The following is a 23,454-nucleotide window of genomic DNA, read 5'->3' as shown; positions in this document are numbered from 1 at the left end:
GCTTGACCGATCGTCACCGAGGGGCGGCAGGACGTGAGCGAGGGGTACGAGGGCAACACCGGCGGGGCCTGCGCCGCAGGCCCCTGCGGCCGTCAGCAGGCCCCCGGGGGCCGCAGACGGCCCGCGGGTGGCACAGGAACAACCTCTGACCACGCGGGAATTCCGTTCCTGGGGCACGTAATCCGGGTATCGGAGTTTCGGCGGGACCAACTGCGCGCGCGGCGCGCAGCCCCGGACGGATGGATTCGACACGCGTGACGGAGCAGCCGACCTCCTTCGAACGCCCCCAGGCGGGCGTCGACCCCGCGGACCCCCGCGGGGCCTTCGGGCATACCCCGGCCCCGGCGCGCGCGCCCGGCGCCGGCACCTTACCGGTACAGGGCCGCCCAGGCGGCGACGTCAGCGTTCCGGTCACGACGGCACACAGCACGCCGGGCACGTCGGAGCCGGGCACCTCCACGCCGTTCGGCAAGGGCAAGGACACCGTGAGCGACCCCGCCTCCGAGCACTCCCAGCCGGGTGCAGAGCAGACCGCCGAGCGCGAGACGCCTCGGCCGCGCCCCGCTCCCGAGGGCATTCCCGTCCAGCCGGCCGACGAACAGGACCGGCCCGTGGTGGACACCGACGGGCAGGAGCGCCGCAGCGGCCAGAGCCTGCCGCCGGGCCGCCCCACGCCGATGCGGCGGGACGGCGACCGGCTCAGGTTCGTGGGGGCCGCCACCCGGCGGATCGCCCGTGGCATCGACCTCGACGAGATCGTCATGGGGCTGTGCCGGGCCACCGTGCCCACCTTCTCCGACGCGATCCTGGTCTATCTGCGCGACCCGCTGCCCGTCGGCGACGAGCGGCCCACCGGTCCGCTGGTGCTGCGGCTGCGCCGCACCGACCGGATACCGGCGGAGCGCGACACCGAGAACGGCTTCCTGCCGGCCGCGCAGCCCGAGCCCAGCGACCTGGACGCGGTAGGCGCCGAGCTGTGCGAGGTACGGCCCGGCAGCGCCCTCGCCGAGGTGCTGCGCGGGGTGCGCCCGGTGTTCACCGACGCTCCCGCGGCCCGCGCCGCGCTGCCGGAGCTGCTCGGCGAGGACGGCGAGTTCGCCGTGCCGGACGGACAGCGCGCGATCCTCGCCCCGCTGCGCGGCCGCCGCCGGGTGATCGGTGCCGCCCTGTTCCTGCGCCGCCCCGAGCGCATCGCGTTCGACCCGGACGACCTGCTGGTGGCCGCCCAGCTCGCCACGCACAGCGCCCTCGGCATCGACAAGGCCGTGCTGTACGGCCGTGAGGCGTACATCGCGGACGAGCTGCAGCGCACCATGCTGCCCGAGACGCTGCCCCGCCCCACGGGGGTGCGGCTGGCCTCGCGCTACCTGCCGGCCGCGGAGACCGCCCGGGTGGGCGGCGACTGGTACGACGCGATCCCGCTGCCCGGCAGCCGGGTCGCACTGGTCGTCGGTGACGTCATGGGCCACTCCATGACGTCGGCCGCCATCATGGGCCAGCTGCGCACCACCGCCCAGACCCTCGCGGGTCTCGACCTGCCGCCGCAGGAGGTCCTGCACCACCTCGACGAACAGGCCCAGCGCCTCGGCGTGGACCGCATGGCGACCTGCCTCTACGCCGTGTACGACCCGGTATCGCACCGCATCACCATCGCCAACGCCGGTCATCCGCCGCCCGTCCTGCTGCACCTGGGCGGGCGCGCGGAGGTGCTGCGCGTGCCGGCCGGTGCCCCGATCGGGGTGGGCGGCGTGGACTTCGAGGCGGTGGAGCTGGACGCGCCCGCCGGTGCGACCCTGCTCCTCTACACCGACGGCCTGGTCGAGTCCCGGCTGCGCGACGTGTGGACCGGCATCGAGCAGCTGCGGGAGAAGCTCGCCGCGGTCGCGCAGCTCACCGGGCCGGACCATCCGCCGCCCCTGGAAGCCCTGTGCGACGAGGTGCTCGACATGCTCGGGCCGGGCGACCGGGACGACGACATCGCGCTGCTCGCCGCCCGCTTCGACGGGATCGCCCCCAGCGACGTGGCGTACTGGTTCCTGGAGCCGGAGGACGCGGCGCCCGGCCGGGCCCGCCGGCTGGCCCGGCGCGCTCTGTCACGCTGGGGCCTGGAGGAGCTCAGCGACTCCGTGGAGCTGCTCGTCAGCGAGGTCGTCACCAACGCCGTCCGGTACGCCTCGCGGCCGGTGACGCTGCGGTTGCTGCGCACGGACGTCCTGCGCTGCGAGGTCGGCGACGACGTGCCGCAGCTGCCGCGGCTGCGGCAGGCTCGCGCCACCGACGAGGGCGGGCGCGGGCTGTACCTGGTGAACCGGATGGCCCGGCGGTGGGGCGCGACCCGGCTCAGCACGGGCAAGGTGGTCTGGTTCGAACTCAACCGCGGCTGAAGGGCCGCAGGGACAGGCGAAGGGCGCCCGGTGTGCACCGAGCGCCCTTGCGCGTCTCCTGTTCGGCTACTCGTCGCCGCCCGGCCTGACCGGCTCGAACGGGTCGCCTCCGTCATCCGGCGGCGTCGTCTGCGGGGACGTCGGCGGGGTGAGCGTGGGCGGTGTCGTCGACGGGGACGGCGGCGGGGAGGAAGAGGGCTTCTCCGTCGTGGGCGGCGGGGACGACGACGGCTCCTCGGTCGTCGGCTCCTGCGACGGCTCCTCGGTCGGCGACTTCGACGGCGTCGGCGTCCAGGTCGGCTGGACGGCCGCGCCCTGCCTGGTCTCCAGGTCGAACTCGGAGACGTCGCCCATCACGCCGAAGGTGTACGCCGCCCAGATCCGCGCCGGGAAGTCACCGCCGTCGAGCCGGGGTTTGCCGGCCGCCTTGTACATCGCGACCTGGGCGTGCGTCTTGGCGTCCTCGCCGAACAGGCCGACCGAGGTGACCAGCTTCGGGGTGTAGCCGGTGAACCAGGCCGACTTGTTGTTGTCGGACGTACCGGTCTTGCCCGCGACCTGCTGGCCTTCGCGCAGCGGGTTGTTGCGCACGGACGCCTGGGCGGTGCCGTCGTCGACCACGCCGGTCAGCACCGAGGTGACCGAGTCGGCGGCCTCCCGGCTGATGACCTGGTCGCCGACCGCGTCGGGCATGGTGACGTTGTGGTTGAGGTGCTCCGCCGACTTCAGGACGGCCGGGGTGACCTTCCTGCCGTGGTTGTCGAGGGTCGCGTACACACCGGCCATCTGCAGGGGGCTGGCGCCCATGCTGCCCAGGGTCTGCGCGGGCACGGCCGCCATGTCGTCGGTGTCCATGCCGAGCTTCCCGGCGACCTTCACCACCTCCGGCATGCCGACGTCGACGCCCATCTGCGCGAACACCGAGTTGACGGACTTGTTCATGGCCGTCTGGACGGAGATCGGGCCGTAGTTCCGGTCGTCCTCGTTCTCGGGGGCGAAGCCGACCTTGGTGCCGTCCTCCACGACCTGGCGCTTGCTCGTGCCGTCGTAGACCGTGTTCGCGGTGATCGGCTTGCCGTCCTGCGTCTTCGCCTGTTCCTCCAGGGCCGCGGCCAGGATGACCGGCTTGAAGGTGGAGGCGGGCTGGTAGTCAGCGCGGGTGGCGTTGTTGGTGTAGTGCTTGAAGTAGTCCTCGCCGCCGTACATCGCGACCACGGCGCCGGTCTTCGGGTTCACCGACGCGGCACCGGCCTGGACGTCTCCGTCCACCTTGCGCTTGTCGGGGTCGAGTTTGCCGGTCAGCTGCTGCCGGACGGACTTCTCCAGCGCCGCCTGCTTCTTCTTGTCGATGTTGAGCGTGAGGGTCCAGCCGCCGGCGTTGACCAGCGCCTCGGCTTCCTTGGTGCTGTCGGCGGTGCCCTCGGCGACGAGTTGCCTCTCGAGTGCCGCGTTGGCCGCGTTGACCAGGTAGCCCTTCTGGCCCTCCATGCCGGGGGCGGGCTTGGGCTCCTCGGGTATCGGGAACTGCATCCCGGCCCGCTCGGAGGCGCTCAGCCAGCCCTCGTCGACCATGTTGTCGAGGACGTAGTTCCAGCGCGCCTTCACCAGCTTCTTGCCGTCCTTCGAGGCGACGGCCCAGTCGTACTGGCTGGGGGCCTGGAGGAGCGCGGCGAGGTAGGCGCCCTGTGCGACGTCGAGCTTCTCGGCGTCGATGCCGTAGTAGGCCTGCGCGGCGGCCTGGATGCCGTAGGCGTTGCGGCCGTAGTAGCTGGTGTTGATGTAGCCGGCGAGGATGTAGTCCTTGGACTTCTCCCGGTCCAGCTTCAACGAGATGACCATCTCCTTCAGCTTGCGCGAGACGGTCTGCTCCTGCGTCAGGTAGTAGTTCTTGACGTACTGCTGGGTGATCGTCGAACCGCCCTGCGCGCCGCGGCCCGACAGGGTGTTGAACAGGCCGCGGGCGGTGCCCTTGAAGTCGACGCCGGAGTCCTTGAAGAAGGTCTTGTTCTCGGCGGCGACGAAGCTCATCCGGACGCCCTTGGGGACCCGGGCCAGATCGACGTTCTCGCGGTTGACCTTGCCGTCGCGGGCCATGATCGAGCCGTCGCTGTACTTGTAGATGTTGCTCTGCCGCTTGGCGTCGGCGTTGCCCTCGGGAATGTCGATCACCATGTACAGCACGATGAAGGCGCCCATGCCCAGCAGGCACACGCCGAGGAAGGTGCCGAGGAGCTTCTTCCAGGTGAAGAGCCTGCGTATGCCGCTCTTCCCGGCCGCAGCCGACGAACGGTGGCTCTTGGGTGCCGCCCGGCGCCCACCGCGCTGTCGGGCGCGTCTTTCTTCCGCTCGTCCCATGAGTCCGATCTGCTCCGCTTCGTTCATGTGTGCTCACATGTCACACAGGTTCGCCGCTCAGGTCAGCTCAGAAAGCTAACACCGGGAGATAAGAGATAGGGCAGCCGATCCGGCCCTTTGCGGACGTGACAATCAGCACCCATTCCCATCGGAACCGACGTTCGAGACACCCGCAGGGTTGCCAGCCTGCGATAAAGTGATATCACTTAGATAGACGGAAGCTAAGCAGGAGCGGCTTCCCAGGAGAAACGGGGGACCACCCATGTCCACAACGGAACCGCAGGTCACGGCAGACGTGCCCGAGATGCCGACACCCCGGGTACGGGAGTTCGCCGCGCACAGCATCGGCGGCGGGCTCGCCCTGCTGCTGGGCCTGCTCGGACTGCTGGCCGGCGCCGGGCTGATCGCGTCCGCCACCTCGGTGCACGCCGGCGGCGCACAGGCCGCGCTGATCATCGGCGGCATCCTGGTCGCGCTCGCGGCGTTCCTCGCCATGTGCGGGCTGAACATGGTGGCGCCGGGCGAGGCCCGGGTCGTCCAGCTCTTCGGCCGCTACCGCGGCACGATCCGGCAGGACGGCCTGCGCTGGGTGAACCCCTTCACCTCCCGCACGAAGATCTCCACCCGCGTCCGCAACCACGAGACCGCCGTGCTCAAGGTCAACGACGCCTACGGCAACCCGATCGAGCTCGCCGCGGTCGTGGTCTGGCGCGTCGAGGACACCGCCCAGGCCACCTTCGAGGTGGACGACTACATCGAGTTCGTCTCCACCCAGACCGAGGCGGCCGTGCGGCACATCGCCATCGAGTACCCCTACGACGCCCACGAGGAGGACGGCCTCTCGCTCCGCGGCAACGCCGAGGAGATCACCGAGAAGCTCGCGGTGGAGCTGCACGCGCGCGTGGAGGCGGCCGGCGTGCAGATCATCGAGTCGCGTTTCACGCACCTCGCCTACGCCCCCGAGATCGCCTCGGCGATGCTCCAGCGGCAGCAGGCCGGAGCGGTGGTCGCGGCGCGGCGGCAGATCGTGGACGGCGCGGTGGGCATGGTCGAGGCCGCCATCGCCCGGATCACCGAGCGGGACATCGTGGAGCTGGACTCCGAGCGGAAGGCGGCGATGGTCTCCAACCTGATGGTGGTGCTGTGCGGTGACCGGGCCGCGCAGCCCGTCCTCAACACCGGGTCCCTCTACCAGTGACGGTCCCGCCCGAGGGCCAAGGCCCGCAGCGCCGGCCGCAGCAGCAGCGCAAGCAGGTGCTGCTGCGGCTGGACCCGGCGGTGTACGAGGCGCTCGCCCGGTGGGCCGGGGACGAGCTCAGGTCGGCCAACGCGCAGATCGAGTTCCTGCTGCGCAAGGCGCTGGCGGAGGCCGGACGGCTGCCCCGGGAGACCGGACCACTGCCCCGGCGGGGCCGGCCACCCGGCAGCTCGGGCGGATCACCCGGCGGCACCGGCGGATCGCCGAGGGCCTGAACCGCCTCGGGGGGGTCGTTCTCCGGCGCGACGGCGATGGGCTGTTGCGGAACCGTGACAACGACCCCCCACCTGCGCTCCCGCACACCCCGCCATGGACTGCACACTCGACGTATACATGGCGCGTATACACACCGTGTACAGTCCTTGCCATGTCCATCGGTCACACACTCCTGGGACTCCTGGAGTCCGGCCCGCGCCACGGTTACGACCTCAAGCGGGCCTTTGACGAGAAGTTCGGTCACGACCGGCCGCTCCACTACGGCCAGGTCTATTCGACGATGTCCCGCCTGCTGAAGAACGGGCTCGTCGAGGTCGACGGCATCGAGGCGGGCGGCGGTCCCGAGCGCAAGCGGTACGCGATCACCGAGGCCGGCATCACCGACGTGGCGCGCTGGCTCGCCACACCCGAGAAGCCGGAGCCTTATCTCCAGTCGACCCTGTACACCAAGGTCGTCCTGGCCCTGCTCACCCACCGCGACGCCGGTGACATCCTCGACACCCAGCGCTCCGAGCACCTGCGCAGCATGCGAATCCTCACCGACCGCAAGCGCAAGGGCGATCTGGCCGACCAGCTCATCTGCGACCACGCGCTGTTCCACCTGGAGGCGGACCTGCGCTGGCTGGAGCTGACCGCGGCGCGTCTGGACAAGCTCCGTGAGGCGGTGACCCGATGACGGTTCCCGCCGGTTCCCTCCTCATCGCCCAGGACCTGCGCAAGGCCTACGGCCCGACGACCGCGCTCGACGGCGCCGGGTTCTCCATCCACCCCGGCGAGGTCGTGGCCGTGATGGGCCCGTCCGGGTCGGGCAAGTCGACACTGCTGCACTGCCTCGCCGGGATCGTCATGCCCGACTCGGGCTCGATCACGTACGCCGGGCGTGAGGTGACCGCGATGAGTGACGCAGAGCGCAGTGCGCTGCGGCGCTCGGAGTTCGGGTTCGTGTTCCAGTTCGGGCAGCTCGTGCCCGAACTCACCTGCGTGGAGAACGTCGCCCTGCCGCTGCGGCTGAACGGCTCGTCCCGCAAGGAGGCCGAGCGGACCGCGCTGGCGTGGATGGAACGCCTGGAGGTCGACGACCTGCGCAAGAAACGGCCCGGCGAGGTGTCCGGCGGTCAGGGGCAGCGGGTCGCCGTGGCCCGCTCGCTGGTGACGAACCCGCGGGTGGTGTTCGCCGACGAACCGACCGGCGCCCTCGACTCGTTCAACGGCGAGCGGGTGATGGAGCTGCTCACGGACGCCGCCCGGTCCGCCAACGCGGCCGTGGTGCTCGTCACGCACGAGGCGCGGGTGGCCGCGTACTCCGACCGCGAGATCGTCGTCCGGGACGGCAAGTCCCGTGACATGGAGCGCGTCGTATGAGCGTCAGGCAGTGGAGCCGGGACCTCGCCATGGGGGCCCGGTTCGCCCTCGCCGGCGGACGCGAGGGGTGGACCCGGGCGCTGCTCACGGCCGTCGGTGTCGGACTCGGGGTGGCGCTGCTGCTGCTCACCACCGCCATCCCCAACGCGCTGGCGGAACGCGACCGGCGTGAGGAGGCGCGCAGCGACCACACCTTCAGCCAGCAGAAGATACCGAAGGCCGACGACACCCTGGTCGTCGTCGACGCGGACACCACGTTCCGCGACATGGACGTACGCGGCCGGCTGCTGGAGGCGGAGGGCCCGCGGGCTCCGCTGCCGCCCGGCGTGCCGGCGTTCCCGGCGACGGGTGAGATGGTCGTCTCCCCCGCGTTGAAGGAGCTGCTCGCCTCCGACGACGGCAAGCTGCTGCGGGAGCGGCTGGACTACCGGATCGCCGGGACCATCGGCGAGCAGGGGCTGGTCGGCTCGCAGGAACTCGTCTACTTCGCGGGTGGCAAGGGGCTGGCGAAGCTGCTGGAGGGCCCCGCGAGCGGCGCCCGGATCGACCACTTCGGCAACGACGATCTGGGGTCGTCCGACCCCTGGGACCCGGTGCTGCTCCTGCTGGTCCTGGTCGTCTTCGTCGTGCTGCTGATGCCGGTCGCCGTGTTCATCGCCGCTGCCGTGCGTTTCGGCGGGGAGCGGCGTGACCGCCGGCTGGCGGCCCTGCGGCTGGTCGGGTCCGACAGCAGGATGACGCGGCGGATCGCGGCCGGTGAGGCACTCGCCGGTTCGGTGCTCGGGCTCGTCCTCGGCTTCGGCTTCTTTCTGCTCGGACGCCAACTGGCGGCCTCCGCGGAGGTGTTCCGCGTCAGTGTGTTCCCGAGCTATCTGAATCCCTCGCCCGTGCTGGCCGTCCTGGTCGCGCTGGCGGTGCCGGCGGCCGCGGTCGTGGTGACGATCCTCGCCCTGCGCGGTGTGGTCATCGAGCCGCTCGGCGTGGTGCGCACCGCCAAACCCGCGCGGCGCAGACTGTGGTGGCGATTGCTGCTGCCGCTCGGTGGGCTCGCCCTGCTCTTCCCGATGATCGGGAAGGGCGACGACAGCGGGAACTTCAACCAGTACCTCGTCGTCGGCGGCGTGATGCTGCTGCTGGTCGGCGTCACGGCCCTGCTGCCCTGGGTGGTGGAGACGGTCGTGACTCGGCTCGGGCCGGGTGCGGTGTCGTGGCAACTGGCCGTGCGCAGGCTGCAGTTGAGCAGTGGGGCGGCGGCCCGGATGGTCAACGGCATCGCGGTGGCGGTGGCCGGGGCGATCGCGCTGCAGATGCTGTTCGCCGGGGTGGAGGGCAACTACACCAAGGCGTCGCAGTACGACGTGTCCCGGGCCCAGATGAGCGTGGACGTGCCGGACGGCGCCGATACCGCGGCCGTCGTCGGGAAGTACCGCGACACCGAGGGCGTGCGCAAGGTCAGCGCGCTGTCCGACGTCTATATGGGGGCGCGCGGCGACGAGGACTCCTTCACGCAGGTCACCGTGGCCGACTGCGCGTCGCTGCGCGAGGTGGCCACGCTCCCCTCCTGCCGTGACGGCGACGTCTTCGCCGTCAAGGGCTCGGAGTACGACAGCGCGTACGACCACTTGTCCGAGCCCGGCACGACCCTGCGGACCCAGCCGGAGGACACCGGCCGTTCCGGCGACCGGCCGGTCTCCTGGACCGTGCCGCAGGACATCCGGCAGGCCCGGCCCCGTGAGGACCCCACCGGGTACGAGCGCGGCGGCATGCTGATCACCCCGGGCGCGCTTCCCGCGTCCCTCGGTGCGCAGCTCTCCACCCGGCTGTTCCTGAGCCTGGACCCCTCGGAGCCGGACGCGTACGACCACGTGCGCAACACGGCCGCGCGCCTGGAGCCGGCCGTCCAGCCGATGACCTGGCACAGCATCGAGAGCAACGAACGCTACGCCACCATCCGCACCGGCCTGTCCGTGGGCGCCGCCTGTGTGCTGGCGCTGATCGGGGCGAGTCTGCTGGTCTCACAGCTGGAGCAGCTGCGTGAACGCCGCAAGCTGCTGTCGGCCCTGGTGGCCTTCGGCACCAGGCGCCGCACCCTCGGCCTGTCGGTCCTGTGGCAGACGGCGATCCCCATCGGGCTTGGCCTGCTGCTCGCCGCGACGGTGGGCATGGCGCTGGGCGCGGTGCTGCTGCGGATGACCAACACGTCGGTCCGGGTGGACTGGCCGAGCGTGCTGTCGATGACCGGCATCGGCGCGGGCGTCGTCCTGGTGGTGACCCTGCTGAGCCTGCCGCCGCTGCTGAAGCTGATGCGGCCGGACGGGCTGCGCACCGAGTAGGACCGGGCCCCGCACGGACCGTCGCGCGCTCCGGCCCGGGCCTCGTATCAACCGGGGCCCGGCCGGGCGCGGGCGTCGAACGTCGTGGTCCGCGGGTGTCAGACGCCCTGACCCGCAGCAGTCAGACGTCGTGACCCGCGGGCGTCAGGTGTCGTGGTCCAGGACCCGTACCGGCAGCGGTCGCAGGGCCTGGCGCAGGGCCGCCGCCAGTTCCTCGTACTCCGCGCCGCGCGCGGCGCCCGTCCGCATCGCCAGTGCGATACGGCGCGTGGGGGCCGGGTCGGCGAAATACCCGGTGAGGAGCTGGTTGCTGCGGGAGGTCTCCACCTTCAGCGCGGTGCGCGGCAGCAGTGTCACACCGAGTCCGCCCGCGACGAGCTGCACCAGAGTGGACAGCCCGGCGGCGGTGGTGGTGACCGGTACGTCGTCGCGGCCGGCCTCCCGGCAGATGTCGAGGGCCTGGTCGCGCAGGCAGTGCCCCTCGTCCAGCAGCAGCAGGTTCAGTTCGCGCAGCGCGTCGCGCGGAATGCCCTCCCATCCGCCGAGCCAGTGGTTGAGCGGCGTGACGAGCACGAAGTCCTCGTCGAACAGGGGAAGTTCGGCCACTCCGGGTACGCCCAGCGGCACCGCGAGCAGCAGCAGGTCGAGGCGCCCGCTGGTGAGACCGTCGAGGAGGCTGGCGGTCTGCTCCTCGTGCACCTGGAGGTCGAGGTGCGGATACCGGTCGTGGACGAGCCGCAGCACCGTCGGCAGCAGATAGGGCGCGACCGTAGGGATGACCCCGAGGCGCAGCGCCCCGGTGAAGGGGGCCCGGACGGCCTCGGCCTCCTCCATGAGCGCTCCCATCTCCCCCAGAACCGCCTTGGCCCGTACCGCGATCCGCTCCCCCTCGGGCGAGAGCAGCACCTTGCGCGTCGTACGCTCGAGGAGCGTCACTCCGAGTGTCTCCTCCAGGGCCGACACGGCGCCCGAGAGGGCGGGCTGGCTCATGCCGATCGCCGCGGCCGCGTCCCGGAAATGAAGGTGCTCGGCCACCGCCGCGAAGGCACGGAGCTGGGCGAGACTGGGCTGCCTGCGCTTGCCACCGACAGTCACTGATAACTACCTCCGATCAACCCGACCGAGTGTAGCTATTTCCGTAATCAATCGAGCCTGTGCCAACATCAACACAGTCCAACCCATGGGAAACACCCGCGATCCGGGTGTTTCTTTCGCTGCAAGGAGAGCGTGTGCTCACTGTCGGTGACAAGTTCCCCGAGTTCGACCTGACCGCCTGTGTCTCGCTGGAGAAGGGCAAGGAGTTCCAGCAGATCGACCACAAGACCTACGAGGGTCAGTGGAAGGTCATCTTTGCCTGGCCCAAGGACTTCACCTTCGTGTGCCCGACCGAGATCGCCGCCTTCGGCAAGCTGAACGAGGAGTTCGCTGACCGCGACGCGCAGGTCCTCGGCTTCTCCGGTGACTCCGAGTTCGTCCACCACGCCTGGCGCAAGGACCACGACGACCTGCGTGACCTGCCCTTCCCGATGATGGCCGACTCCAAGCACGAGCTGATGCGCGAGCTGGGCATCGAGGGCGAGGACGGCTTCGCCAAGCGCGCGGTGTTCATCGTGGACCAGAACAACGAGATCCAGTTCTCGATGGTGACCGCGGGTTCGGTCGGCCGTAACCCCAAGGAGGTCCTCCGGGTCCTGGACGCGCTCCAGACGGACGAGCTCTGCCCCTGCAACTGGTCCAAGGGCGAGGAGACCCTCGACCCGGTCGCGCTGCTCGCCGGAGAGTGATCTGACATGTCCCTCGACGCACTGAAGTCCGCGATACCGGACTACGCCAAGGACCTGAAGCTGAACCTCGGCTCGGTCATCGGCAACTCCGACCTGCCGGCGCAGCAGCTGTGGGGCACGGTCCTGTCGACGGCGATCGCCTCGCGCTCCCCGATCGTGCTGCGCGAGCTGGAGCCGGAGGCCAAGGCGAACCTGTCGCCTGAGGCCTACACGGCGGCCAAGGCCGCCGCCGCGGTGATGGCGATGAACAACGTCTTCTACCGCACGCGCCACCTGCTGTCGGACCACGAGTACGGCACCCTGCGCGCGGGTCTGCGGATGAACGTCATCGGCAACCCGGGCGTCGACAAGGTCGACTTCGAGCTGTGGTCCTTCGCGGTGTCCGCGATCAACGGCTGCGGCATGTGCCTCGACTCGCACGAGCAGGTGCTGCGCAAGGCGGGCCTGGACCGCGATGTCATCCAGGAGGCGTTCAAGATCGCTTCCGTGATCCAGGCGGTCGGCGTCACGCTGGACGCCGAGGCGGTCCTGGCCGAGTAACCCCGGCCGTCCGCCCCGCACCACAGGGCCCCGCCCACCTGACCGGTGGGCGGGGCCCTGTGGTGTGTCGGGGGTCCCGCTACTGCGACGGCGTCTCAGGAGCGGGCTCCGCGCTGACCGCCGTGGCCCCGCGCGGCCGTACCGAGTGCCGCAGCGCCGACTTCTGCGAGTACGACCGCAGATACCCGGCGACCGTGTTCGTCACCGCCACCAGCGGCACGGCGACCACCGCACCGCCGATCCCGGCCACCATCCCGCCGGCCGCGACCGACAGCACCACCGCCAGCGGGTGCACCCGCACGGCCCGGCCGAGGATGAACGGTTGCAGGATGTGCCCCTCGATCTGCTGCACCGCCAGCACCACCACCAGCGTCATGACGGCCGTGAACACCCCCTGGGTGACCAGCGCGACGACCACCGCCAGCGCACCGGACACCACCGCACCCACCAGCGGGATGAACGCGAACAGGAAGATGAACACCGCCAGCGGCACGGCCATCGGCACATCGAGGAAGTAGATCCCGAGCCCGATGAAGATGGCGTCGATCAACGCGACGATGACCGTGCCCCGCACGTACGCCGTGAGCGTCCGCCACGCCGCGGGACCGGCCCCGGCCACCCCCGGCCGTGCCGCCGCCGGCACCAGCTTCAGCGTCCACTCCCAGATCCGCTTGCCGTCGTAGAGCAGGAACAGCGTGCAGAAGACGGACAGCAGGATCCCGGTGAGCGCCTCGACGACGACCGTGACGCCCTCGAGCCCGGCGGAGGTGATCTGGTCGGTGTTCGCCCCGACGGCCTCGCGCAGGTTGGTGGCGATCTCGTTGATCTGCTTGTCGGTGACGTGGAAGGGGCTGTTCAGCAGCCAGTTCCGCAACTCGTCGATGCCGTCCTGGATCTGGCCCGAGAGGTCGTCGATGTTCTCCATGACCTGCCAGGTCACGAACCAGCCGATGAGGCCGATGACGACGAAGCCGAGGACGGCCGTCAGTGCGGTGGCCGGCCCGCGCGGCACGCCGTGGCGCCGCAGCCGCGCCACCGTCGGCTGCAGCATCGCCGTGATGAGCAGGGCGATGACGAAGGAGAGCACCACGAGCTGGACGGCGCTGATGACCCGCATCAGCACCCAGAGGGTGCCCGCGAGGACGAGGAGCCGCCAGCCGGCCTCGGCCGCGACCCGCACCCCCCAGGGCACGGCCAGCGCGGGATCGGGACGGGCGGCGACCTCGGGCGCGTAGTCCGGGGGCGGCGGAACCGAACCGTCGACGAACGTCCGTGACTCGGCGTCGTCCTGCTCCCGTTCGGCCTCGGCGCGGCGTTCGTTGTACCGCTCGCTCATCTCGGTCAGCCCGGCACCGAGCCGGCCGAGCCACCCTGGCACTCGCGACATGATCCGTCCTCTTCCCCCGTCTTGGCGCACCACTCCCCCGGGGAGCCGTCCGTCCGACCGTACATGGCTCGAGCCCCGCACCGGACGACGGTGCGGGGCTCGAGCGGAGGAACGGATCGGCCGGGGGCCGGTCGGCTCAGTACCAGTGGTTGGCCTGCCAGAACGACCAGGCGTCACACGGGCTGCCGTAGCGGTCGTTCATGTAGTTGAGGCCCCACTTGATCTGGGTGGCCGGGTTGGTCCGCCAGTCGGCGCCGACGGACGACATCTTGGAGCCGGGCAGCGCCTGGAACATGCCGTAGGCCCCGGAGGAGGGGTTGACGGCCTTGTAGTTCCAGTCGGACTCGTGGTCCACGATGTTGCTGAAGCACTGGAACTGGCCCGACGGCACCAGTTGCCGCGCCATCGCCTGGATCTGGGCGATGCTGTACGAGCTCGCGACGGGGAAGTCGGAGATGTCCTTGGAGCGGCTGGCGGCGGACTTGGCCTCCGCGCGCTCCTTGGCCGCGGCCTCGGCGGCCTTCTCCGCCTTCTCGGCGGCTTCCTTCTTGGCGATGGCCGTCTCGGCGGCGGCCTTGCGGGCGGCCTCCTCGGCGTCCTTCTTCGCGCTCGCGTCCGCCTGAATGGCCTGTGCGTCGGCCTGCTGCGTCAGCGACGCGGTCTGTACCTGGGCCTGCTGGCCCGCGGGGATGTCCGCGAGCAGCGTGGCGCCGGTTGCCGTCGCTTCCGCGTCGTTGTTCTGCGCGGTGCTGCCCGAGGCAACGCCGACGACGCTTCCGACAGCGGTGACCGCCGTGGCCGAAGCCACTGCGAATCCCCGGACCGAGATCCGGCTCACACGGTTTCCTTCCAGCATCGCCCGCTTCGGTGACCCTCGCGGACGCAATCGTGCCCCTGGCACTGGCCTCCCCAACTGCGGGGTCACGGGAGGCGCGGGCCCGGTGGGCAACTCCCCCGAGGGAAGCGCCGCGTGTTGCTCGGGCGGCATACGACATCGCTATGCAGTTGGTGCTGTTGCTTTTGTGGTGCCGTACCGCTGGGGGTACAGCTGTGTCGTATGCGGGGCCTGACAGGAGTGAGACTCTGCCGTAACACGACGGGGCAAGGCAATTCCGAGTTGCGTGTGAAAGCTCACATCCCGTTTGACGCAGGAAATTCCACGGAACGGCCACACGCGAAGGCGCCGCCCGGCTAGGCTCTTGGCCTTTTCCGGACGGCGCCAACTATCGCATAACCGCCATTACTTACTGCTGGGCGGTCAGATCTGCCCGTCTTCGAGCATTTCGGTCACAAGGGCGGCGATCTGGGACCTCTCGGACCGCGTCAGGGTCACATGGGCGAAGAGCGGATGCCCCTTCAGCTTCTCGACGACGGCGACGACACCGTCGTACCGGCCGACCCTGAGGTTGTCCCGCTGGGCCACGTCATGGGTGAGAACCACCCGTGAATTGGCCCCGATCCGGGAGAGAACGGTCAGAAGAACGTTCCGCTCCAGCGACTGGGCCTCGTCCACGATCACGAACGCGTCGTGCAGCGAGCGTCCGCGGATGTGGGTGAGCGGCAGGACCTCCAGCATCCCGCGCGCGGTGACCTCCTCGATGACCTCCCGGGACGTGACCGCCGACAGCGTGTCGAACACGGCCTGCGCCCAGGGGCTCATCTTCTCGGCCTCGGAGCCCGGCAGATAGCCCAGCTCCTGCCCGCCCACCGCGTACAGCGGACGGAAGACCATCACCTTCTGGTGCTGACGGCGCTCCAGCACCGCCTCCAGACCGGCGCACAGCGCCAGCGCCGACTTGCCGGTGCCGGCCCGGCCGCCCATGGACACGATCCCGACGTCCGGGTCGAGCAGCAGGTCGAGCGCGATCCGCTGCTCGGCGCTGCGGCCCTTGATGCCGAACGCCTCCCGGTCCCCGCGCACGACCCGGATGTTGCCCTCGGGGGTGACCCGCCCGAGCGCCTTGCCGCGCTCCGACTGGATGGTCAGGCCCGTGTGCACCGGGAGTTCGGCGGCCTCGGGGACGTGGACGTGCCCTTCCTCGAAGAGGATGTCCACCTGCTCGCCCGGCAGGGTCAGTTCGGACATTCCGGTCCAGCCGGAGGAGTCCGTGATGGCGAGTTCCGCGCGGTACTCCTCGGCGAGGAGTCCGACGGAGGACGCCTTGATCCTGAGCGGGAGGTCCTTCGACACGACGGTGACGTCGAGTCCCTCGGCCTGCAGGTTGCGGGCGACCGCGAGGATGCGGGAGTCGTTGTCCCCCAGGCGGTAGCCGCTGGGCAGCACGCTGGGGTCCGAGTGATTGAGCTCGACACGGACGGTCCCGCCCAGGTCCCCCGTGGGGATGGGGGCGTCGAGGCGACCGTGCCGGACCCGCAACTCGTCGAGCAGGCGGAGGGCCTGCCGGGCGAAGTAGCCGAGCTCGGGATGGTGCCGCTTGGCCTCCAGCTCCGTGACCACGACGATGGGGAGCACGACCTCGTGCTCGTCGAAGCGGTTCAGGGCGTTCGGGTCGGCCAGCAGGACGCTGGTGTCGAGAACATAGGTGCGCCGGTCGGGCTTGTGGCGCTTTGTGCTGGTCACCACGGAAGGACGTACCCCCTCGGATGAGGTCGGGGAGCGACGGTATGGAGCTGGACCGGTCGTCGGCCGCCCTGCGCGGGCCGAGAACCGGCCCTCCGCCTCTTCGTCCGTGCTGTGACCGCACGATCGGGCTGGTGCAAAGGGCCTCCCGGGCGGACGGCCCCGTGCCGTCCGCTGAGATCCGACACCCGTGGTTCGGGCGTCGACCTGTCTGGGTTATGCCCTCGAACGAGCGTAGCCATGCCACGGCATATGACGGCGGGCCGGTGAACTCGGCGTTACCGCGCACCCTCGACCGGGCACCGGGAGGTGGTGTGACGTGGGACGTCCCGTATCCGGGCGCCCCGCGGCGGGTACGTCAGCCGCCGTAGCGCCGGTGGCGGGCGGCGTAGTCGCGCATGGCCCGCAGGAAGTCCACCTTGCGGAACGCCGGCCAGAACACGTCACAGAAGTAGTACTCCGAGTGGGCGGTCTGCCAGAGCATGAAACCGGACAGCCGCTGCTCGCCGCTGGTGCGGATGACCAGGTCGGGGTCCGGCTGGTCGCTCGTGTAGAGGTGACGCCCGATCATGTCGGTGTCGACGGCCTCCGCGAGGGCCTCCATCGAGGTGCCCTTGTCCTGGGCGTCGAGCAGCATGGACCGTACGGCGTCGGCGATCTCCTGGCGGCCGCCGTAGCCGATGGCGACGTTGACCACTATGCCGTCGACGTGCGCGGTGGTCTCCTCGGCTTCCTTGAGGATGGTCTGCAGCCCCGAGGGCAGCAGGTCGGGCGTGCCGACGTGGTGCACGCGCCAGCGGCCGTCGGCGGCCAGGGTGCGGACGACGTCCTCGATGATGCCGAGCAGGGGGACGAGTTCCTCCTGCGGGCGGTCGAAGTTGTCCGTGGACAGGAGCCAGAGGGTGACGACCTCGACGTCGGTCTCGGTGCACCAGCCGAGGAACTCCTCGATCTTCCCGGCACCGGCCCGGTGGCCGTCGACGGTGCTGGAACCGGCGGCCTTCGCCCAGCGCCGGTTGCCGTCCATGATGACGCCGATGTGCTTGGGCACCTGAGCGTGGTCCAGGTGACCTTCCACCCGGCGTGCGTACAGCCTGACCAGCAGGCCGCGCAGCTTGTCGCGCAGGTTCACGTGATTGTCAGCCCCTCCGTACGGATCGGACAGGCCGCGGCGTGCGGCCCGGTCGTGGCCGCGGGCGGTCCCCGCCCGTGTGGCAGTCCCCGGAGGCGAAGCCTACCCTCGCCGGGGCCCTGGGCCTCCAACGGGGGCGGAACGAACGGTTCCGGCCGGTGGTTCGAGCCGCCCGGCGGACCATGAAAAACGGGCCGGTCCGTGGGGGGGAGACGGACCGGCCCGAGGGGGGGTTTCCACCATAACCCTTCGTGAGTGATGGCGCGCGCATCGGCGTGCCACAACTACTCTCCGGAGCCACACGGCGACGCGGCGATGCCCGCGGAGCCCCTCGCTCAGGACCGGCTTCTGGCCGGAACAAGGCGCATACGCTGGGGAATCAGACGTCCGGGGGCCGGAGGTCGGAGGATTTGCCGCACCTTGGGGCCCGCTCGGGCGACTTGTCCCGACATCCCCCCGATGGGTGAACCGGTTGTGAACGCCCACTTGACCCGGAACCACCGCCGGACGCGGGTTGCGGCAGTCCGGACCGCCTGTGCACGGATGCTTTGCCGACCGGTATCGCCGCCGTACGGCTCGACGTCGGACCCCCAGGCACCGCGCAGTCCCCTCCACTGCGCGGCACCGCCCGCGCAGCTTTGCTTACGCGAAGTTCCCCGCCTCGAATCTATGTGAGCGGCCGCTCAGAAGCGAGCCGCCGGCGATAACGATGTGAAAACCCTCGTCGGATGATGCGGAAGTGCGGTGTGTGAAAGGAGCGAGCGGCGGGCCTCACGGCCGGGCGGGCGCCGGGCCTGACAGCCAGGGCGGCATTTAGGACTGTTTCTGTCCTCATTGCGTTCTAGCCTCGCCTCATGACGACGACCCTGAAGATCACGTGGGACGCGGCGAGCGCACGCAGGGCGGAGCGGCAGCTCCTGGCCAGGCCGGCGGCGGCCGGCACGCCGGTCGCCGAGGTGGTCGACGCGATGCTGGGCGCGCACGCGCAGGTGCTCTCCGCGGCGGAGCTGTCGGTCGGGATGCGGACGGACGGGGTGACGCGGGCTGACGTAAGGGCCGCGCTCTGGGACGACCGGTCCCTGGTCAAGACGTACGGCCCACGCGGCACGGTCCATCTCCTCCCGGCCAGTGAACTGCCCCTTTTCTCGGCGGCGCTGACCGCGGTGCCCAGTGGACCGAGCCCGCTCCCCCCTGGTGTACGGCTCACCGAGGAGCAGACCGACCAGGTCGTCACGGCGATCGGAGAGGCGCTCGACGGCAGATGCCTGACCGTCGACGAACTGTCCGAGGAGGTCGTCGCCCGCACCGGACCGTGGGCCGGCGACCGTGTGATGCCGGCGTTCCAGGACCTGTGGCCGCGCTGGCGACAGGTGATGCACCGGGCCGGCTGGGCGGGCACGCTGTGCTTCGGCCCGAACCGCGGTCGCAAGGTGACGTACACGCGGCCGGCGCTGCCTGGCGGTGGGGCGGGCTCCGCGGTGCGGGCGGGGGGCCTGCCCGCTGTTTTCGTCCAGCGCTTTCTGTATGCGTACGGTCCGGCGACGCCGCGGCATTTCGCGCGCTGGCTGGCGGCGCCCACCGGCTGGGCGACGGCCCTGTTCGGCGAGCTGGCCGCCGACGGCCGTATCGAGGAGATCGACTTCGAGGGGACACCGGCGTGGGTCGCGGCGGGTGACACCGACTTCTCGTCCGGACCGGCACGCGGTGTACGGCTGCTCCCCTACTTCGACGCGTACGTCATCGCGGGGCAGCCCCGCGAGCGGCTCTTCCCCGGAAAGGCGTACCGGCGCGCCCTCGGCGGCGGCCAGGCGGGCAACTACCCGGTGCTGCTCGTCGACGGTGTGGTGGCGGGGGTGTGGCACCAACGGCGCCGGGGCCGTCGTACGACCGTGACGGTCGAACCGCTGGTGCGGCTGACCGCGCGGCAGCACCGGGAGCTGGGCGAGCAGGTGGAGCGGGTGGGCGAGGTGCTGGAGGCGACGCCCGAGCTGGTGGTGGGAGAGGTGACGGTGGGTCCGCACGCGTGACGCGCCGCCCGGCTCGTGTGGGTGCGTGCTCAGCCGGGCTTGCGTACGTCGAAGAGGTGGCGGGCGCTGTGGGCCACGAAGGGCCCCTCGGCCTGGATGCGCTCGTGCAGGTCCCGGAGCCGCGGCTCGTACGCCTCGACGGTGAAGCCGGGGACCATCCAGACCACCTTGCGCAGGAAGTGCACGACGGCGCCGATGTCGTGGAACTCCATGCGCAGACGCTCCGCCCGCAGGCCGACGACCTCCAGCCCGGCGGCTTCCGCGTCGGCGCGCTCACGGTCGGGGTGGCGGGCGCTGCGCACATCGTCCGGCTGGGGCCCGAGGAAGTACTCGACGAGTTCGAAGACGCTGCTCGGGCCGACATGCTGGGCGAAGTACGTCCCGCCGGGCCGGAGGACGCGGGCGATCTCGTCCCACTGGGGGCGGACGGGATGGCGGCTGACGACCAGGTCGAAGGCACCGTCGGCGAAGGGCAGCGGGGCGTCCTCGGCGGCGGCGACGACCCCGACGCCGCGCGGACGGAGCAGGGCGGTGGCCTTGGCGACGTTGGGCGGCCAGCCCTCGGTGGCGATGGTGAGGAGGGGTGGCTTCGGGACGGGGGCTTCGGTGGTGGGGGAGGCGGCCGCCCCGGCCGGCTCACCGCTGTCCCCGCCCGCGGCTCTGGCGAGGGCGAAGTCCAGCACCTCTCCTCCCCCGGTCTGCACGTCGAGCACCGCACTCGCCCGGCCCAGCCGCTCGGCCATGGACACGGCGTACCCCCAGGAGGGGCGTTCCTCCGTCGCCCGCCCCTCGAACCAGGAGAAGTCCCAGCCTTCCGTGGGAACGGAGGCGCCTTCGGCGACCAGGTCTTCGTAGGCGGTGGGGCGTGGGGGGTGCGGTTGCGGTTCCAGGGGTTGTGCCATGGGGAGATGGTGGCATCGGACGAGCGGGGACGCCCACTGTTTTCTTGCCGGCACCCGGGCCCTCACGACCACGGTTGTGCCGGCAGGCGCGGTGCCGGCACCTGGCCCCTCATCGGACCAGCTTGGTGCGGGCAGGTCGCACCCCTCGCCCGGCCGCTACTGGATACCAGGAGACGAGTGGGCTTCGACGGACGTGAGGATTGCAGGGGACGTAGGGATTTGCGGGGGACGTGGGGATTCAGGGGACGTGGGGATTCAGGGGACGAGGGGGCGGACGTCCTCGGCCGCGAACCGCACGAAACCCTCCGGATCGGGTTCGTCCGCCGTCGGCTGCAGTACGACGCTGTCGGCGCCGGCCTCGACCAGCCGCTCGACGGCCTCGGCGACGGCCCCGGCATCTCCGGCGACCCCGAGGTCCGGAACGGCTGCGAGCCCTTCGGCGTCGAGTTCCGCGCGCAGGCGGGCGTCGGCGTCCTGCCCGGTGGCGGTGAGCAGATAGACGACGAAGGGGTGAGGCCCGGCCTCGCGCCCGGCCGCAGCGCGCCCCTCCTCGACGAGCTGCCGTGCTCGGCGGACGCCCGCGGCGTTGGTGGCGGCGGTGAGGATGGTGCCGTCGGCGGCCTCTCCGCTGAGCCGCAGCGACCGCGGCCCGGTGGCACCGGCCAGCACACCGGTCTTCGGGGTGAGCGGCGGCCAGTCGAGGGCGACGTCGTCCAGCTTGACGTACCGGCCGTCGACGGTGACGCGCTCCCCGCTCAACAGGGCCCGGAGGGCGAGGAGATGCTCGCGCAGCAGGCTGAGGGGCGACTCCACGCGGGCGCCGACCTGCCCCATCCAGTCCTGCACGCCGTGCCCCACACCGAGGATCGCCCGCCCCGGGAACATCCGGTGCAGGGATGCGGCTTCCATGGCGGTGATGGCGACGTTCCGCAAGGGCACGGGCAACAGCCCGACCCCCACCCGGACACGCTCGGTCCACGCGAGAGCGGCCGCGGCGGTCGTCATCCCGCCTTCCCTGAAGCAGTCCTCCCACAGCCACAGCTCATTGAGCCCGGCTCTCTCCGCGGCCTCGCATACGGAACGGAGTCGCTCAGGGGGCAACTGGGGGCGGAAGACTGCGCCCAGGGAAGTCGTGGGGGTCTCGGGGGCCTTACGGGCCGTGGGGGTCATGAGGGTTTCCTACCCGCGGTCGAAAGCGCCGGGCAACACATTTATGAGGCCGGGCAACACCTTCGTCAGCGGGCCGGAGGGAGACGACCCGTCCGTTCGTGAACGGCGGAGCGGCCACCCGCGCGGGTGGCCGCTCATCGGTCGGGGGCCGTGGCCCGGATCAGCGGTTGACGGCCTGGATCTCCTGTACGACCACGTCCTGGGTGGCACCGAAGGAGCCGTCCGGGAGGTCACCGCTTGCGCCGCCGCTGCCGGTCCAGGTGATCTTCCAGGTGACGGTGGCCTGGAGGGGGTACGTGCCGTCGCCCGAGGAGCGGAGGTACCTCACTCCACAGGGGGGCGTGCGGTTCGCCTTGCCCTTGGCGTAGGGCTCGCCGATGCGGCCGTCGCCGATGTCGCAGACTCCGGAGGCCGGATAGGTGACGGCGTCCTTCGTGCCCGGCTCGATGCGGAGCGACTGGGGTGTCGCGGTCGCTGTCGCGGTGACGCCGATCACGGGTACGGACGCGGTGACGGACACCGGCTTGAAGTCGGCGGCGTCCAGCCAGGCCCAGGTCGGGAGGTTGACCTTGGTCTGGGCGGCGGGGGCGAGCGTCACCTCGGTGCCGGGCACGCGGATCTCGGCGTAGGCGAGTTCGGCGAGCACCTTCGGAGTGACGGCGTTCTTGATGTTCGCGGGCGGGGGATCGCCCTGGTCCACCCAGAAGATGGGTTCCTCGCAGGAGTCCCAGCCCGGGGGGAAGTCCTTGTTGACGAAGGAGTCCCAGAAGTAGCCCTTGCCGGTCTTGTCCTTGTTGAAGTCCTTGTAGGGGTGCCCGTTGACGTAGCGGTCCCGCTGCGCGGCATCCCACTCGTAGCCCGTCGAACCGGCCTCCCAGGTCGGCTCCAGGTACTTCTTCAACTGGTCCGGGGTGTACTTCGGGGCGTACCAGCAGGGGGGCGGGGTCCAGGACGTCGCCGCCCTGAGCGCACCGGCGGACTTGCCGCTGCCGTTCTTCGAACGGTCGAAGACGACGCCACCGACGGTGACGGAGACGGTGCCGTCCCCGCCCGCGTTGGCCTCCTGACGGGTGCCCTGTGTGTCACCGCCCAAGGTGTCGTCCGCGGTGGCCACTCCTGGAAGGGCCAGGAGCGACCAGCAGGCGCCGGCCAGGACCACGGCGGTGAGCTTCTCCAACGGCTGTCTCACGGCTGGCACTTGGAGCTCCCACTCTGCGAGACCATCTTCTGGATCACCCAGACGCCCTTGTCGTTCTTCTTGAGCGACGTGTGGTAGATGACGTAACTCTTCGCCGTGACCTCGGTCTTCCTGGGCTTGTCGGTCTTGAGGTCCTTCACGTACGCCTTGCCCTGGTCCTCGCAGTAGCTGAGGGACGCCGAGCCGTCCTTGTCGACCGCCACCTGCGGAGCGTAGAAGCGGTACGCGCCAGTGATGGCCGCCTTGTGGTCGACGTAGTTCTGGATGAACTTCTGCGTACTGGCTGCTGCTTCGCCCTCGTAGTAGTAGAGGTACGGCTTGTCGAGGGCGTTCTGGTTGACGATCGCCAGGTCGACGGCCTTGATGGACTGCTCTCCGTCGGCCAGGACCGCGTCCTTGTCCTTGTCTCCGGTCTTGGGCCAGTCGAACGTGTAGGAGAGGTCCGACGGCAGTTCGATCTTCGGGCGGCCGGTCGTGTCCGGCTCGCTCGGGGCGGTCGAGGGAGACGCCTTCCCTCCCGTATCCGCTCCCGCGATCTTGTCGTTGTCCTTGTTCTTGGAGCTGTCATCGCTCCCGCACGCGGACAGCGTCAGGGCCGCAGCGGCGGTCAGCGTGAGCGCTGCGAGGAGGGTGGGGCGGCGGGTCACGTTCGGCTCCCGGGAGGTGGCGAGGCTTCTCTTGAGCGAACCAAAGCTATACAGCGGGGTGCGGCCGCACCAGGGTGAAGGTTGTCAACTGCCGGGTTGTATGGGGAGGAATCGGCGGTTCGTCGTCGTCCGTGAGCAGTAACGGTTGCGTAACGCGCTCAAGGGCAGTGCCAACGGT

The 23,454-nt window shown here is 70.6% G+C and carries 19 protein-coding genes; 9 read left to right on the top strand and 10 right to left on the bottom strand.

The window, feature by feature from the left end; genetic code table 11:
* Window positions 1–239: 239 nt before the first annotated feature.
* A complete protein-coding gene (locus tag ACIQU3_RS02920) occupies window positions 240–2,384 on the top strand; it encodes a SpoIIE family protein phosphatase (RefSeq protein WP_403725189.1) in 2,145 nt (714 codons plus the stop codon).
* A 66-nt stretch (window positions 2,385–2,450) separates the two neighbouring features.
* Here ACIQU3_RS02920 and ACIQU3_RS02915 read toward each other — a convergent pair whose 3' ends face one another.
* Window positions 2,451–4,739 (bottom strand): transglycosylase domain-containing protein, encoded by a 2,289-nt coding sequence (locus tag ACIQU3_RS02915; RefSeq protein ID WP_403725638.1) that lies wholly within the window; start codon window positions 4,737–4,739, stop codon window positions 2,451–2,453.
* A 262-nt stretch (window positions 4,740–5,001) separates the two neighbouring features.
* Here ACIQU3_RS02915 and ACIQU3_RS02910 point away from each other — a divergent pair, with 262 nt between their 5' ends.
* The 5 genes from ACIQU3_RS02910 (at window position 5,002) to ACIQU3_RS02890 (ending at window position 9,908) form a co-directional block, all read left to right on the top strand.
* Window positions 5,002–5,937 carry an SPFH domain-containing protein gene (locus ACIQU3_RS02910; protein WP_403923146.1) on the top strand — a complete coding sequence of 312 codons (936 nt, stop codon included), beginning with the start codon at window positions 5,002–5,004 and terminating at the stop codon, window positions 5,935–5,937.
* Window positions 5,934–6,212 carry a hypothetical protein gene (locus ACIQU3_RS02905; protein ID WP_403923144.1) on the top strand — a complete coding sequence of 93 codons (279 nt, stop codon included), beginning with the start codon at window positions 5,934–5,936 and terminating at the stop codon, window positions 6,210–6,212. The genes ACIQU3_RS02910 and ACIQU3_RS02905 overlap by 4 nt, the downstream gene beginning before the upstream one ends.
* A gap of 152 nt (window positions 6,213–6,364) precedes the next feature.
* Window positions 6,365–6,889, top strand: coding sequence for a PadR family transcriptional regulator (locus ACIQU3_RS02900; protein WP_142160021.1), 525 nt, complete (start codon window positions 6,365–6,367; stop codon window positions 6,887–6,889).
* The gene (locus ACIQU3_RS02895; RefSeq protein ID WP_403923141.1) at window positions 6,886–7,575 is read left to right on the top strand and encodes an ABC transporter ATP-binding protein; all 690 of its coding nucleotides are present in this window, start codon (window positions 6,886–6,888) and stop codon (window positions 7,573–7,575) included. The genes ACIQU3_RS02900 and ACIQU3_RS02895 overlap by 4 nt, the downstream gene beginning before the upstream one ends.
* Window positions 7,572–9,908, top strand: a complete 2,337-nt coding sequence (locus tag ACIQU3_RS02890; protein ID WP_403923139.1) for an ABC transporter permease — start codon at window positions 7,572–7,574, stop codon at window positions 9,906–9,908. Before ACIQU3_RS02895 ends, ACIQU3_RS02890 begins: the two co-directional genes overlap by 4 nt.
* Window positions 9,909–10,052: 144 nt before the next feature.
* Here ACIQU3_RS02890 and ACIQU3_RS02885 read toward each other — a convergent pair whose 3' ends face one another.
* Window positions 10,053–11,003, bottom strand: a complete 951-nt coding sequence (locus ACIQU3_RS02885; protein WP_403725166.1) for a LysR substrate-binding domain-containing protein — start codon at window positions 11,001–11,003, stop codon at window positions 10,053–10,055.
* Window positions 11,004–11,137: 134 nt separating this feature from the next.
* Between ACIQU3_RS02885 and ACIQU3_RS02880 the strand changes: the two genes are divergently transcribed.
* Complete coding sequence (locus ACIQU3_RS02880; RefSeq protein WP_366712092.1) at window positions 11,138–11,692, top strand: peroxiredoxin; 555 nt, start codon at window positions 11,138–11,140, stop codon at window positions 11,690–11,692.
* 6 nt (window positions 11,693–11,698) lie between these two features.
* Window positions 11,699–12,232 carry an alkyl hydroperoxide reductase gene (locus ACIQU3_RS02875; RefSeq protein WP_234846701.1) on the top strand — a complete coding sequence of 178 codons (534 nt, stop codon included), beginning with the start codon at window positions 11,699–11,701 and terminating at the stop codon, window positions 12,230–12,232.
* 79 nt (window positions 12,233–12,311) lie between these two features.
* Here the strand turns inward: ACIQU3_RS02875 and ACIQU3_RS02870 are convergent, their stop codons facing one another.
* The 4 genes from ACIQU3_RS02870 to ACIQU3_RS02855 form a co-directional block, all read right to left on the bottom strand.
* Entirely contained in the window at window positions 12,312–13,619 is a 1,308-nt protein-coding gene (locus tag ACIQU3_RS02870) for an AI-2E family transporter (RefSeq protein ID WP_403725160.1), read from the bottom strand.
* Between the two features lie 136 nt (window positions 13,620–13,755).
* Window positions 13,756–14,475 (bottom strand): transglycosylase SLT domain-containing protein, encoded by a 720-nt coding sequence (locus ACIQU3_RS02865; RefSeq protein WP_403725156.1) that lies wholly within the window; start codon window positions 14,473–14,475, stop codon window positions 13,756–13,758.
* A 402-nt stretch (window positions 14,476–14,877) separates the two neighbouring features.
* On the bottom strand, window positions 14,878–16,203 hold the full coding sequence (locus tag ACIQU3_RS02860; RefSeq protein ID WP_403725151.1) for a PhoH family protein: 1,326 nt from the start codon (window positions 16,201–16,203) through the stop codon (window positions 14,878–14,880).
* A gap of 355 nt (window positions 16,204–16,558) precedes the next feature.
* Window positions 16,559–17,332 (bottom strand): isoprenyl transferase, encoded by a 774-nt coding sequence (locus ACIQU3_RS02855; protein ID WP_403725149.1) that lies wholly within the window; start codon window positions 17,330–17,332, stop codon window positions 16,559–16,561.
* Between the two features lie 854 nt (window positions 17,333–18,186).
* Here ACIQU3_RS02855 and ACIQU3_RS02850 point away from each other — a divergent pair.
* Window positions 18,187–19,359 (top strand): winged helix DNA-binding domain-containing protein, encoded by a 1,173-nt coding sequence (locus ACIQU3_RS02850; protein WP_403725147.1) that lies wholly within the window; start codon window positions 18,187–18,189, stop codon window positions 19,357–19,359.
* 29 nt (window positions 19,360–19,388) lie between these two features.
* On the opposite strand, the gene ACIQU3_RS02845 is transcribed toward ACIQU3_RS02850, so the two are convergent.
* From ACIQU3_RS02845 to ACIQU3_RS02830, 4 genes are all read right to left on the bottom strand, one after another.
* Complete coding sequence (locus ACIQU3_RS02845; protein ID WP_403725142.1) at window positions 19,389–20,261, bottom strand: methyltransferase domain-containing protein; 873 nt, start codon at window positions 20,259–20,261, stop codon at window positions 19,389–19,391.
* A gap of 255 nt (window positions 20,262–20,516) precedes the next feature.
* The gene (locus ACIQU3_RS02840; RefSeq protein WP_403923137.1) at window positions 20,517–21,431 is read right to left on the bottom strand and encodes an LLM class flavin-dependent oxidoreductase; all 915 of its coding nucleotides are present in this window, start codon (window positions 21,429–21,431) and stop codon (window positions 20,517–20,519) included.
* A gap of 160 nt (window positions 21,432–21,591) precedes the next feature.
* Window positions 21,592–22,545: a hypothetical protein gene (locus ACIQU3_RS02835; RefSeq protein ID WP_403725633.1), complete on the bottom strand. Its 954-nt coding sequence runs from the start codon at window positions 22,543–22,545 to the stop codon at window positions 21,592–21,594.
* Window positions 22,546–22,616: 71 nt separating this feature from the next.
* The gene (locus ACIQU3_RS02830; protein ID WP_403725139.1) at window positions 22,617–23,276 is read right to left on the bottom strand and encodes a hypothetical protein; all 660 of its coding nucleotides are present in this window, start codon (window positions 23,274–23,276) and stop codon (window positions 22,617–22,619) included.
* Between the last annotated feature and the right edge of the window lie 178 nt (window positions 23,277–23,454).

The sequence above is a fragment of the Streptomyces sp. NPDC101110 genome (assembly GCF_044759525.1).
In the GTDB taxonomy this organism is placed as follows: Bacteria; Actinomycetota; Actinomycetes; order Streptomycetales; family Streptomycetaceae; genus Streptomyces.
The sequence above is the reverse complement of the archived record's forward strand: the minus strand, read 5'-3'. Positions and strand labels throughout refer to the sequence as shown.